This window comes from Paenibacillus sp. FSL K6-1122 (assembly GCF_037977015.1).
In the GTDB taxonomy this organism is placed as follows: domain Bacteria; phylum Bacillota; class Bacilli; order Paenibacillales; family Paenibacillaceae; genus Paenibacillus; species Paenibacillus amylolyticus.
The window spans coordinates 7,100,578-7,113,778 of record NZ_CP150272.1 but is presented as its reverse complement, the minus strand read 5'-3'; the positions used below and the strand labels follow the sequence as shown (position 1 = coordinate 7,113,778).

At 46.6% G+C, this 13,201-nt stretch carries 11 protein-coding genes; all 11 read left to right on the top strand.

What is annotated here, in order from left to right:
• The first annotated feature begins 228 nt into the window (after window positions 1-228).
• The 11 genes from NSQ20_RS31520 (at window position 229) to NSQ20_RS31470 (ending at window position 12,960) form a co-directional block, all read left to right on the top strand.
• Window positions 229-1,263 carry an LCP family protein gene (locus NSQ20_RS31520; protein ID WP_036671869.1) on the top strand — a complete coding sequence of 345 codons (1,035 nt, stop codon included), beginning with the start codon at window positions 229-231 and terminating at the stop codon, window positions 1,261-1,263.
• Window positions 1,264-1,447: 184 nt separating this feature from the next.
• A complete protein-coding gene (locus NSQ20_RS31515; protein WP_036671868.1) occupies window positions 1,448-1,873 on the top strand; it encodes a CBS domain-containing protein in 426 nt (141 codons plus the stop codon).
• 264 nt (window positions 1,874-2,137) lie between these two features.
• Complete coding sequence (locus tag NSQ20_RS31510) at window positions 2,138-2,440, top strand: MazG-like family protein (RefSeq protein ID WP_036611930.1); 303 nt, start codon at window positions 2,138-2,140, stop codon at window positions 2,438-2,440.
• A gap of 5 nt (window positions 2,441-2,445) precedes the next feature.
• Window positions 2,446-3,357 carry a DUF2232 domain-containing protein gene (locus tag NSQ20_RS31505; protein WP_340031552.1) on the top strand — a complete coding sequence of 304 codons (912 nt, stop codon included), beginning with the start codon at window positions 2,446-2,448 and terminating at the stop codon, window positions 3,355-3,357.
• Between the two features lie 11 nt (window positions 3,358-3,368).
• Window positions 3,369-5,360: a DHH family phosphoesterase gene (locus NSQ20_RS31500; protein WP_036611927.1), complete on the top strand. Its 1,992-nt coding sequence runs from the start codon at window positions 3,369-3,371 to the stop codon at window positions 5,358-5,360.
• Entirely contained in the window at window positions 5,357-5,800 is a 444-nt protein-coding gene (gene rplI, locus NSQ20_RS31495) for a 50S ribosomal protein L9 (protein ID WP_036611925.1), read from the top strand. Before NSQ20_RS31500 ends, rplI begins: the two co-directional genes overlap by 4 nt.
• Before the next feature lies 1 nt (window position 5,801).
• Entirely contained in the window at window positions 5,802-7,163 is a 1,362-nt protein-coding gene (dnaB, locus tag NSQ20_RS31490; RefSeq protein ID WP_036611922.1) for a replicative DNA helicase, read from the top strand.
• A 445-nt stretch (window positions 7,164-7,608) separates the two neighbouring features.
• Window positions 7,609-8,895 carry an adenylosuccinate synthase gene (locus NSQ20_RS31485; protein ID WP_340031551.1) on the top strand — a complete coding sequence of 429 codons (1,287 nt, stop codon included), beginning with the start codon at window positions 7,609-7,611 and terminating at the stop codon, window positions 8,893-8,895.
• 222 nt (window positions 8,896-9,117) lie between these two features.
• A complete protein-coding gene (locus tag NSQ20_RS31480) occupies window positions 9,118-9,846 on the top strand; it encodes a hypothetical protein (protein WP_340031550.1) in 729 nt (242 codons plus the stop codon).
• A gap of 285 nt (window positions 9,847-10,131) precedes the next feature.
• Complete coding sequence (locus NSQ20_RS31475) at window positions 10,132-10,941, top strand: class I SAM-dependent methyltransferase (protein WP_340031548.1); 810 nt, start codon at window positions 10,132-10,134, stop codon at window positions 10,939-10,941.
• 486 nt (window positions 10,942-11,427) lie between these two features.
• Window positions 11,428-12,960: a peptidoglycan DD-metalloendopeptidase family protein gene (locus tag NSQ20_RS31470; protein WP_036671864.1), complete on the top strand. Its 1,533-nt coding sequence runs from the start codon at window positions 11,428-11,430 to the stop codon at window positions 12,958-12,960.
• Window positions 12,961-13,201 lie beyond the last annotated feature (241 nt).

Sequence of the window (13,201 nt, the reverse complement as noted above, 5' to 3'; positions counted from 1 at the left end):
AAGTTGAACGAATCGTTACACCTCATCACTGCGAGTTCAGAATAACCTTCCGATCGCTGTTATCCCCAGATTTTTTTGATTTCCTTATTCCAAAGGTAAAAATCCGGTGATAAAGGCGAGCGCTACGCTTCTTCAGGTTTTTTCTGACCTCTCCGTTATTAGTGTAAATATTAGATGAAACTTATATAGTAGGCAGTATCATTTTGACAGTGAAGAAGGAATCAATGGATGAAAAGCAGAACTAAAGATAAGAAGAAGAAAAGAAGAAAAGGCCTATATATAACGCTCGTATCACTTGTTGTTTTGTTAATCGGAGGTTATTTGTTCCGTCAGCAGCTGGCTGTAGCGGCATTTGATCTGTTTCTCGCCGGTTCAGTAGAAGATCAGTTATCCCGTTCTTATGTACCGCAAGAAGGCAACAACACGCCTGATCCAACGGTATACCGTAAGGAACCATTCTCCGTGTTACTGCTCGGTTCGGACAAACGCGCCTATGAGAAGACGCGTGGACGTTCGGATACCGTCATCTATGCTGTAGTACGTCCGAAGGAATCCCGTGTGCTTCTGGTATCCATTCCACGTGATACGTATGTGCAGATTGTAGGACGGGATGCCAACAAGGACGGCGAAGATGATTATGATAAGCTGGCGCATGCCTATGCTTTTGGTGGGGAGAATATGTCCATCAATACGGTGGAGAAATTCCTTGATGCTGATGTGGGTTATTATGCAACGATCAACTTCGATGGAATCAAAAAAGTGGTTGATGCGCTTGGTGGTGTAAAACTGCCAATCGATGAGGACATTGTGAACAAGAACCCGGATCATGTGCAATTCACGATTGAAGGTGGTAAGCCGATCTATGACGGGCAGGAAGCACTGTATTATGTAAGATACCGTGAGGATAGCGATTTTAATCGTACCAAGCGGCAGCAGATTTTCCTGAACGCGATGGCGAATGAGATGCTGAATTTGAATCAAATTGCCAAAATTCCGGAACTGATTCAGATCATGGGAGACAGCTTCCAGACGGATATGCGAGCTTCTTTCATTATTGATCTGGCCAAACAAGTGCTTACTCAGGAGAAACCGCAGATTTCAAGCTTCACCATCCTGGGTGAGGGAATGAAAAAAGACGGTATCTATTATGGTCAGGCTGACGAGAAAGATGTCCAATATGCCAAAGAGCTGATTAACAACTGGATGGATCAATCGACCCCAGCCGGTGAAGTCATGATCCCTGACCGGCAAAAGATTGAATAACCAATTCCATACCAATGATGTGTTGTAGACCACAATCAGCAGTACGTTTATTCGCGGGCTGCTGTTTTTTTTCTTTGTATTGAGAACTATTATCCTTTTGGAACATCCTGCGTTCTGATCCGTATAATATAAGTTGAGCGAGATAAGTTGAACGAAGAAATTCACAAGGAGGATACACAAGGGTATGAACATCGCATTTTTTTTGCTACCCAAACAAGAGGTTACGTGCGTGACGTCGGATTCTACGCTGCGGCAAACGTTGGAACGGATGGAATATCATCGTTTTACGGCGGTACCCATTTTGAATAAAGAGGGCAAATATATTGGTACGGTTACCGAAGGCGACTTACTGTGGTATATGAAGAATGCCGAGGGAAAGATTTCATTTGAAAACGCTTCAAAGTTCTTGCTCAAGGATGTTCCCCTTCGCTTGGATATGAAACCTGTATCGATTAACGCCAACATGGAGGACCTGATTAATCTGGCTAAAGTTCAGAACTTTGTTCCTGTGGTCGATGATATGGATCGGTTCATTGGTATTGTCAGACGGAGTCAGATAATTGAGTACTGCGAGGGCATTGTAGCCAAAGAATCGATCAAGGCTAAGTAAGGCTGTTACGAATTTAAACATTATTGTGTCATGATGGATAATCACAGCCGTCCGGTATCATGTTAAACTTAAGAAGTCCTAAATCAGGGGCGGATTCGAAGTTTTTTACAAATATATAGGTCGATAGGATGTACGGAGGACTCCGCATAAGTACCTGACATCAGTTTCGGAGAACTTCTCCGCTTTTTGGGGTAATTTTGCGGGCCCTCTTTTTATGCTATAATCGAGAATAAAGCTTTTTCGGGGGAGAGTGACTTTCGCCAAATGCCTAAAGAACTGGATGTAGCCAAACGCGCTAAAGTGATTGAATGGCTGAAAACCGAAGTGCTTGATCAGGTATCCCGATTATTCAAGGCGTTATGGGAAGGCAGTACAACTCGAATCGGGGACAGTCTTGCCAGTTTGATTATGAGTAGTTACATATTGGGCCGCAGGCTCGGTATTCCTTTCAAGGATCTGGATGCACTGCTAGTTGAGAAGTTGAAAAAGCATAAACAGGAAGGTCACCAGCTTGAAGACTGGTACCAGGATATTTCCTCGCTAGAAGATCATATGCGTAAGAGGTGAATTTGTTGAAATTTAGCTTTAAATCAGCTGTTTGGAGCGCAGTTTATCTGCTCTTGCTACTTTCGCTGTTAACTCCTTTATCGGTACTTGCCATATTTTTTATGATGATTCCGGGAGTTATTTTGTATGCTTCATTATCTTTAAAATCATTTATATGGCATCTCGTGCCCGTAGCAGTTATTTTGGTCGTATTCCACCCCATCTATCTGTTACTACTGCTCATCTTCACCCTGCCTGCGATCGTTATGGGTCACGCGTATAAAACACGCAAATCGGCTCTGTTCGCCCTGATGGCGGGAAGTGGCATGATGTTGGCAGAATACTTGTTGTTGCTCTTGGTTGGCAGTGTCATTTTCCAATTCGACCTGTCCAGTTATATTGAAGATGTGGTCAAACTGACCATTGAACCGTTAACCAATACATCGAATCAGATGATCAACGGTTTTGCATGGACACCTGAGATGACCGAGGATGTTGCCAAACAGACACAGCTTATGATTCCGTTTGCTCTCGTTGTCACATCGATGGTAATGGCCTTTATTACACACGCCATAGCTCGTCCAATTCTGAACGTGATGGGTGTGGTGGTATCGAAGCTTCCACCAGCGAGAGAGTGGCGTATGCCGCGTGCATTGATCTGGTATTATTTCCTTGCTCTGTTGATCGAAGTGATCTCCAGACAAAGTGATGGAACATACTGGACCATGATTGCCATGAATCTGTCCCCGTTAATTAATCTGGGCTTCATGATTCAAGCGATCGGTTTCTTCTTCTTTCTCTCACATGCAAAGAAATGGAATCCGGTTATACCATATTTCCTGGCGGCAGCGGTCTTCTTCATTGGTCCGCTTCGGATTATCGGAATTATCGATCTGGCGTTCCCGCTTCGTGAGGCAATATCGAAATCAAAACGATAGGGTGATGAGTCATGCCTAAATTTCTGAAGAAACGCTGGCACGGCTACTATACCGTATGGGCGTTCATACTGCTGCTGTTGCTCGTTATGTTCGTTACCATTTATAACTGGACGCTTGGTTTGATTAGTCTGATACTGGCTTCGGCGCTGGGAATCGTCATGATTAAGGCGGAGCTCGCGTTCCGCCGTGAGCTTAACGACTACATTAATGGCCTTTCTATTCGGATCAAACGGATGGAGGGGGAAGCGGTCAGCATGCTTCCATTCGGAATCGTGCTGTACAGCGAAGATCGTACGGTAGAGTGGCATAACCGCTTTGTCGCGGAGATGTTCCAGGAGAAGACAATGGTGGGTAATCCGCTACTTAATTTGTTTCCCAAACTTCCTCAGCCTAAAGAGAAGAAGGATGGGACGAAGGAACATTCATCCAAGGAGTTCCATGACGAATTTCAGTTGGATGATCGGCATTATGGAGTTATTCATAACCCGCAGGAGCGGTATGTATATGTATACGAGATTACGGAGCTAGCCATTCTTCGTGATAAATATGAAAATGAACGCCTTGCATTGGGAATTCTCGTTCTGGATAATCTGGACGAGGCTGCCCAAGGCATGGACGATCAACAGCGTACAGCGCTGATTGCCCGTGTGACCAGCGAAATTACGTCATGGGCCAAGCGGTACGAAGTGTACCTACGCCGTCTATCTTCTGATCGTTATCTGTTGATGCTGAATCATAAGTCTTTGCAGGAACTGGAGCAGAGCCGATTTGTCATTTTGGATGAGGTTCGGGAGATGACTGCTGACCTCAAAGTGCCAATGACACTCAGTGTTGGACTGGCGTTTGGATCGGATAGCATCAGCGAGATGGGAGAACTGGCACAGTCCAGTCTGGACATGGCACTTGGACGTGGTGGTGATCAGGCTGCTGTGAAGTCCGGACAACGCCTGTCTTTCTACGGCGGTAAGTCTAACGCAGTGGAGAAACGGACACGGGTAAGAGCCCGCGTTATTGCGCACGCGCTGCGTGATCTGATGCAGGAGAGCGATCGGGTGCTCATCATGGGGCACAAAATTCCGGATATGGACGCGATCGGCGCATCCATCGGCGTGTGGAAAGCGGCCAGTCTGTACAATGTGGAAGCACGAATTGTTCTGGATGGAATTAATCCATCGATTGAACGCATGATGGAGCAAGTGAACAAGGACGAGAAGTTGTCCAAAGCATTTGTATCACCGGAACAGGCAACCCAGATGATGACCGAGCACACGTTGCTGGTGGTGGTGGATACCCATAAGGCCTCCATGACCATGGAGCCGAAACTGGTACAGTCTGCTACCCGTGTCGTCGTTGTGGATCACCATCGCCGGGGCGAAGAGTTCATCAATGACGCAGTGTTGATCTATCTGGAACCTTATGCGTCTTCTGCTGCCGAATTGGTAACCGAACTCTTGCAATACATTCATGACAAGGTACAATTCACTCCGCTAGAAGCCACGGCTCTACTTGCCGGGATTACGGTGGATACGAAGCATTTTGCACTGCACACGGGGTCCAGAACGTTCGAAGCGGCAGGATTCTTGCGCCGTAGCGGTGCGGACACCATTATGATCCAGCGGTTGATGAAAGAGGATCTGTCAGAATATATTGCTAAGGCAGAAATCATAAAGCATGCTAAAATGGTATATGGAAACATTGCGCTGGCGGTCACGGACCCTGGCAGCAAGATTTCACAGATGATGATCGCCCAGGTGGCGGACACATTGTTGAACATGACTGACGTGGTCGCTTCATTTGTGATTAGTGAGCGTCCGGATGGACTGATTGGCATCAGCGCGAGATCGCTGGGGCGCATGAATGTTCAGGTTGTCATGGAACGACTGGGCGGTGGCGGACATTTGACGAATGCTGCCGTGCAGCTTGAAGGAACGCTTGGAGAGGCAGAAAAACGGCTGACGAACGTACTGGCTGAAATCGAAAAGGAAGAGGGGCTGTTCGAATGAAAGTCATTTTTATAAAAGATATGAAGGGTCAAGGCAAGAAAGGGCAAGTGAAAGAAGTATCTGAGGGTTACGCACAGAACTTCCTATTGCCACGGGGAATCGCACGTCTGGCAACAGACGGCAACATGAAGACACTGGACAACCAGAAGGCGGCTGAAGAAAGACTCAAACAGGAAGAGAAAGCGGAAGCGGAAGCACTTGCGAAAAAGCTGGAAGCAGAAGTAACTGAACTGAAAGCCAAGTCCGGCGAAGGTGGTCGTCTGTTCGGCGCCATTACCAGCAAACAGATCGCAGAAGCTTTGTCTAAAAAGGGTCTGAAAGTAGACAAACGCAAAATTGAGCTGGACGAGCCTATTCGTACACTCGGCGTAACACAAGTAACTGTCAAGGTTCACCCTGAAGTGAAGGCAACCTTGAAGGTACAGGTAACGGAAGAGTAAGATGGGCGGAGAAATGTTATTCGACCGGATTCCCCCGCAGAACCTGGAAGCCGAACAGGCCGTGCTGGGTGCAATCCTGTTGCAGGGCGAGGCCCTGATTACAGCGATGGAACGGGTGCAAACCGAGGATTTCTATGATAAACCCCATCAATTAATCTTTGAAGCGATGATCCAGCTTGGTGAGGGAAATCAACCGATTGACCTCGTGACACTGACTTCGCTTCTGAAGGATAAAGGTGAGCTGGAGGACATCGGGGGCGTTAGTTATCTGGCTAAGCTAGCCCATGGTGTACCTACAGCCGCGAACGTAGACTATTACGCTCAGATTATCGAAGAGAAATCGATGCTGCGTCGCCTGATTCGTACGGCAACCCAGATCGTGAGCGAAGGATATACAGGTGGCGAAGATGTTGCAGCGATGCTCGGAGAAGCTGAACGTCGCATTCTGGAGATCTCCAACCGTCGCTCCAGTAGTGGTTTTATAGCGATCCAGGACGTACTGATGGAAGTATTCGATCGTGTGGAAACACTTCATCAGAATAAGGGTACAACGACAGGTATTCCGTCCGGGTTCATTGATCTGGACAAGATGACTGCCGGATTCCAGCGCAGTGACTTGATCATTGTAGCGGCCCGTCCTTCCGTAGGTAAGACGGCCTTTGCCCTGAATATCGCTCAGAACGTTGCTATTCGGGCACAGGAGACGGTAGCGATCTTCAGTCTGGAGATGTCAGCTGCCCAGCTGGTGCAACGTATGATCTGTGCGGAAGCCAACCTGGATGCCAGCGTAATGCGTATGGGTGACTTCAAGGGTGATGAAGACTGGCAGAAGCTGACGATGGGTATTGCAGCTTTGTCAGAAGCCAACATCTTTATAGATGATACGCCAGGGATTACCGTAGCGGATATTCGTGCCAAATGCCGTCGTCTGAAGAAAGAGAAAGGCCTTGGCATGATCCTGATCGACTATCTTCAACTGATTAGTGGACGTGGTAAAGCAGGGGAGAACCGTCAACAAGAGGTATCCGAGATCTCACGTACACTGAAACAGATTGGCCGGGAACTGGAAGTTCCGGTTATTGCCTTGTCCCAGCTGAGCCGGGGTGTAGAGCAACGTCAGGACAAACGTCCGATGATGAGTGACTTGCGGGAATCGGGTTCGATCGAGCAAGATGCCGACATCGTAGCGTTCCTGTACCGGGATGACTACTATAACCAGGAGACCGAGAAAAAAAATATTATCGAGATCATTATCGCTAAACAGCGTAACGGCCCGGTAGGTACGGTGGAACTGGTCTTCCTGAAAAACTTTAATAAATTCGTCAATTACGAGAGGGCGCACAATGACGCCTTCGCGATGTAATGGGCAGGTGCTGACGGCTTCGATCAAGAAGCCAGAATCGTCTGTCCCGAAGATCAACCATTAGAGCAACTGAACGCAAACATGTGTGATAAATACCAGATATAGATTCACATTAAAATGGGAATCCTTGAACCGGTGATAGCAGTCAAGCAAGCTTGGACTGTAGTCTCCGGTTTTTTGTGTTGAAATAGTGGGTAAATCCCGAACATTACAGTTGTACTATATCTAATTGTTCGCCATTTGATTTGACTTTGAAAAAGGGTACTGGTACACTAATACTGCTGCGTTAAAGCAGCGAAAACCTTCCCTTGAATGTAACGGAAGGACATTTTTACTGTCCGTTAGCACGCTTCTCAGTCGGTTTATTGCGTAACATGCCTGCCGGGATAGAGGACGGACAGACCAATACAAAGGTGCGCAAGGCACCCACGGAGGAATGTTAACTATGTCAACGGTAGTTGTAGTGGGAACGCAATGGGGAGACGAAGGAAAAGGTAAAATCACGGATTATTTGGCGGAGAGCGCTGATGTGGTGGCTCGTTATCAAGGTGGTAACAATGCGGGTCATACAATTCTGATTGATAACAAAAAATATAAACTGACGATGATTCCATCAGGGATTTTCTACACGGATAAAGCGTGTGTTATTGGTAACGGAATGGTTATCAACCCGAAGGCACTCATCGAAGAAATTAACTATATTCATGACAATGATTTTACAACGAAGAACCTGTCCATCAGTGAGCGCGCACATATCATCCTGCCATATCACATGGTATTGGATGCACTCGAAGAAGAGAGCAAAGGTCCAAACAAAATCGGTACAACTGGCAAAGGAATTGGCCCATGTTACATGGACAAATCAGCTCGTATTGGTATTCGGATGGTTGACCTGCTGGATGCTGAAGATTTCGAACTGAAACTGCGTCATCTGGTCAAAGAAAAGAACCGTGTCATCGAGCAAGTCTACGGCGGCCAGCCTGTTGATGTGGAAGAGATTCTGCAAGATTACCTCGGATATGCTGAAATTCTGCGTCCTTACGTACGTGATACATCCGTTGTTCTGAACGAATATATTGATGAGGACAAAAAAGTATTGTTTGAAGGTGCACAAGGCGTTATGTTGGACCTTGATCAAGGAACTTATCCATTTGTTACATCATCCAATCCGTCCGCAGGTGGCGTATGTATCGGTTCTGGCGTAGGCCCGGCTCGTATTCAGCAAGTCATTGGGGTAGCGAAAGCTTACACAACCCGTGTAGGAGATGGCCCATTCCCTACGGAATTGCATGATGCAATCGGTGACCAAATCCGTGAGACTGGGCATGAGTACGGTACGGTAACTGGACGTCCACGTCGTGTAGGTTGGTTCGATAGTGTTGTTGTTCGCCACGCGCGTCGTGTCAGTGGAATTACAGGTCTGTCCCTGAACTCTCTGGACGTAATGTCAGGTCTGGAAATCGTAAAAATCTGCACAGGATACAAATTCCGCGGCGAGGTCATCACACACTATCCGGCAAGCCTCAAAATGCTGGCAGAATGTGAAGCGGTATACGAAGAGATGCCAGGTTGGAGCGAAGATATCACTGGAGCGAAGAAACTTGAAGACCTGCCAGTGAACACACAGAATTATGTAAAACGTGTTTCCGAACTGACAGGCATTCCAATTGCCATCTTCTCCGTTGGTCGTAACCGTGAGCAAACGAATCAAGTTCTTCCAATCTACGAGTAATCGAAGAAATAGAGAGATTGTTTCTTGAATTATAAAATAGAATCCTCTGCCGATTTAGGCATGTTAAGCCTCCAGTTGTTGCTTTTATAGCGATGACTGGAGGCTTTTTGTATGTTTATCGGATATAATCCCGAGATTTCCGTCAATACTGGTTAACAGTAGAGTCACAGACCCCGACATGCGCATGTTAGACGGGTGGGATAATCGGAGGGAGAGAACGGAATGAAGTTGCTTGTGTGGTTTGTCAAAATCGTGCTAACCGTGTTGCTGGTCAGTTCACTGACACTGCTCACGACCGGATTAATTGTACAGTCATATGCGAAGTCGTTACTCGCGAGTTTCAATATTCAGTGGGAAGGTCAACCTATGGGGTTAACCGCCATGTTCCAAGGGGCTTTGGGCGGTAAAACCAGCGAGGGGAATAAATCGGGAAATGGGACGACAGATCAGCCGACAGGAGCGGACGAAGAGCAGGTCCCGGAAGATGCTGTTTCAGTTATGGGGAATGGGACGGAGAGCGGTCAATCTGGCGTAGATGCAGGCAACAATGCGTCTCAAGGGAGCGGCTCAAACGAGGGCACAGGGGAAGGTTCAGGTACAGATACGACCGTAGGATCAAACTCAGGCACAAGTGCAGGCAATGGGACGGATACGGGCACGGGTAATGACTCAGGAACAGATCAGGGTAGTGGTTCGGCTTCAGGCAATGATGCTATTGTCGTATCACCGGATGACATTACAGGAGCGAAGGACAAGCTGCCAGCAGAGGAGAAAGAAAAAATCTTCAGCCTGCTCATGAACAAGCTGCCACAGAAAGAAATGCAGCAGATCTCAGGCGCCATGGAAGGTGGCCTAACGGAACAGGAATTACGTGAGATTGAACAGGTGATCTCGAAGTACCTGACCAGTGAAGAGTATGACAACCTGATGGAAGTACTGCAGACAGAATAAGATTGGAAGATAAAGCAGGCGTGCTCATAGACGGGTATCGCCTGATTCATAATGTAATGGACTTGTCGATGGTGATTGAATATAATTTATTTAAATAAATAATGGAAATGCCTGTAGGAGGGAAAAGTGTATGAAATATAAAGGGAAAGAACACAACATATAAAAACGTTTAGGCAACATTGCAGAAACCTCCAGTCCAATTCGTGGACCTCCGTTCATAGGTGCTTTCAAGAGAACCGATGGACTTGTGTTTACGTAATACACTAATTGGAGGTTGTATTGACCATGAACTTATATCATTCTAATTCAGAACCATCAGTAAAAGAGTTTGCCGAGGCGGCGAAAGAGCGATACGAGCAAGGGCTGCAAGAGGCGGACCAGCCGTTTAGTGGCTGGGATTTTAGCTATGTAACAGGGAGTGGGCGACTCCAGAGCGGAATATTGCCTTGGTCATATGGAACGATGGCGCGCCGATTATTGAATCAAACAGAACGAATGCTCGACATGGGGACTGGTGGAGGAGAGATGCTGTCCAGACTCCGTCCCCTTCCTCCATACACATGTGCGACCGAGGGCTATCTCCCCAATATACCTATTGCAGAGGAACGTTTACAGCCGCTCGGTGTGAAGGTGCTTCCAGTGACTGATGATTCGCAACTTCCTTTCACAGATGGGGAATTCGATCTGATTCTTAATCGGCATGAGTCGTATGATGAGCGGGAAGTTAGGCGGATTCTATCGGTAGGGGGAATGTTTCTAACTCAACAGGTAGGTTGGTCAGATTGCAGGGAGATCAATGATCGGCTCGGCATTCCTATGCCAGCGGATTACGCTGGATGGGAACTGGATCGTGCTGTTCTTCAGCTGGAACAGTCTGGATTCCGTATTCTGGAGCAACGGGAAGCAACCCCTGCACAACGTTTCTATGATATAGGCGCACTGGTATATTATCTAAAGACTATCCCGTGGCAAGTACCTAATTTCAAAGTGGAACAGTTCCGTGAACCGTTAATGGATATTCATATGGAGATGGAGCACAATGGATTCTGGGAAGTTCAGCAGAAGCGATTTGTAATTCTTGCAGTCAAAGAATAGAGACATAAAAGTTAATTTCTATTGTGGCATGAGATGAAATCCAGTTTAAGATAAACCACAATCAGGTTGTTTACGTAATCCCTTATCAGAGTTGATCTGGTGAGGGATTTTATTTGTGTTTTTATGAAAAATAAAGCATATTTCACTGAGTCTTAGAACCTAGTCTTAATTTGCGAACAAAAGCACATAGTACAGCGGATGTTGAGGCATAATGGGTGATGGACCAGTCGTGCTATCTTATGGATAATTCAGGGAAACCAAGCGGGGCGTGGCTTTGTGGTGTGACGTGTAGAGTTGAAATGAGTGTAAAACCTGTGTTAAAGTATACGGGTGTGATAAAAGGTTAAAATTTTGACACTTTTACGAGCGCAGCTAAAGTCCTGATTTTGCGGACACCCAATACAAGTATCAACGAGCATGGGACAGACACGATGGGTGATGTCTTGACAGAAATGCGAACTGAGAAGTGCTGAAAAGGAGAGAATCATGAAAGGTTTCAGAGGCATACGCCAACCGGGCAAAGACCGGGTACACGAACAATCCGGGGAACACCGGACGGCCGAAGACAAAAACAACATGAGCATGTCCACCTTCAGTGTGAATAAGAAGCGCGTTCTGGCCTCGCGCAAATGGATCATTACAGCAGCATGTGGTGTATTCATCGCAGCATCGCTCGGGTTCGCAGGCAAACAATATGTTACTGCAAACACCGTACCGTACTATAAAGTAATGGTTAAAGGTAGCGAGATTGGTACCATTGCAGATGAGGCACAATTACAACAATTATTTACAGACAAAACTGAGGAATATCAACATAAATATCCGGATGCAGAGATGGTGCTGAACACGGATGGCATCACAACCGAAACGGTAAGAGCGTACAAACCTGAAGTGAACAGTGACGAGACGCTGGACAAACTGGGTGACATGCTGACAGCCTACGCCAAAGGTGTGGAGCTTAAGGTAGATGGTGAAGTCATTGGTATTGTGAAGGATCAGGCAACAGCTGATGCAATCCTGGAACAAGTGCAGAGCAAATACATATCGGCATCGGCTGTGCGAAGTTCGCTTAAGACGAAGTCGGTATCGGCTAACTCCTCGAAGAAAGACGAGGGACCAAGCACAACCCTGAAGTCTGTAGGCATCAAGGAAGATGTAGCGACGGATGTGGTGAAGGCTGATCCAAACAAAATATGGGATGTGTCCGAGGCGGTTAAAGCTTTAACCGTTGGTAAAGACGCGCCTGTAACTTATGTGGTTCGTGAAGGAGATACGATCTCTTCGATCGCTGCCAAGTATGAAATTACACAAAGCGAGATTCGCCAGCATAATCCGGGCATCAAGGAAACGTCGCTTCAAATCGGAGACGAACTGACCTTGACCGTTCCGAAACCGGCGGTAACCGTTAAATCGGTTGAGCAGGTTGTTGAACAAATTGAGATTAAACCGCAAGTGGAAGTGCGCAAAAGTGACGAGTTGAAAGCAGGTACAACAAAAGTCGTGCGCCCAGGACAAAGCGGCTTGAAAAGCATGCAGTATCGTATAACCAAAGAAAATGGTGAAGTGGTTCAGGAAGAGTGGCTTGGTCAGGAAGTGATTAAAGCAGCTGTAACTGAAGTAGTCCTTAGCGGAACAAAAGTTGTTGGTGAGGGCACAGGTGAATTTGCTTGGCCGGTATCAAATGCAACGATGAGTAGCAGCTTTGGACAACGTTGGGGTCGCCAGCACAAAGGTGTCGATCTGGTAGGTAACCGCGATGTGAAAGCGTCTGATGAGGGTGTAATTACTTTTGCAGGACAGAAAAGCGGTTATGGTAATGTCATCATTATTAACCACCGTAACGGATACGAAACACTGTATGGACATTTGAACAGCATTGGCGTTAAGGTTGGACAAGTGGTTGAAAAAGGCGAGAGTATCGGCGTTATGGGCAATACGGGTCGTTCGACTGGAACACATCTGCATTTTGAGATTATTAAGAATGGAACGGTAGAAAATCCGTTAACGTATCTGAACTAATATAGAGCTTAAGTAGAGCAAGGTTGGCTATAATGCTGGCCTTGTTTTTTGGTGCTGTAAAAAATTTTCAGGTGAAAGACCTTCCAACCCTCCGATCGGGATGTGACGGTGCTTCAGGTATGTTAAACTAGAGAGTATAAACAACAAACTAGAGAAACAAATCAAGTAGGCTTGGTACAAGCTAAACATAGAAGAGAGATATAAACGCTAACGCGGATTAAGCAGGATATAGGGGTGAACT

Excerpts from the sequence above, each read along its gene's own strand:
- NSQ20_RS31520 (WP_036671869.1), top strand. The coding sequence starts at position 229 with ATGAAAAGCAGAACTAAAGATAAGAAGAAGAAAAGAAGAAAAGGCCTA.
- NSQ20_RS31515 (WP_036671868.1), top strand. The coding sequence starts at position 1,448 with ATGAACATCGCATTTTTTTTGCTACCCAAACAAGAGGTTACGTGCGTG.
- NSQ20_RS31510 (WP_036611930.1), top strand. The coding sequence starts at position 2,138 with ATGCCTAAAGAACTGGATGTAGCCAAACGCGCTAAAGTGATTGAATGG.
- NSQ20_RS31500 (WP_036611927.1), top strand. The coding sequence starts at position 3,369 with ATGCCTAAATTTCTGAAGAAACGCTGGCACGGCTACTATACCGTATGG.
- rplI (WP_036611925.1), top strand. The coding sequence starts at position 5,357 with ATGAAAGTCATTTTTATAAAAGATATGAAGGGTCAAGGCAAGAAAGGG.
- dnaB (WP_036611922.1), top strand. The coding sequence starts at position 5,802 with ATGGGCGGAGAAATGTTATTCGACCGGATTCCCCCGCAGAACCTGGAA.
- NSQ20_RS31485 (WP_340031551.1), top strand. The coding sequence starts at position 7,609 with ATGTCAACGGTAGTTGTAGTGGGAACGCAATGGGGAGACGAAGGAAAA.
- NSQ20_RS31480 (WP_340031550.1), top strand. The coding sequence starts at position 9,118 with ATGAAGTTGCTTGTGTGGTTTGTCAAAATCGTGCTAACCGTGTTGCTG.
- NSQ20_RS31475 (WP_340031548.1), top strand. The coding sequence starts at position 10,132 with ATGAACTTATATCATTCTAATTCAGAACCATCAGTAAAAGAGTTTGCC.
- NSQ20_RS31470 (WP_036671864.1), top strand. The coding sequence starts at position 11,428 with ATGAAAGGTTTCAGAGGCATACGCCAACCGGGCAAAGACCGGGTACAC.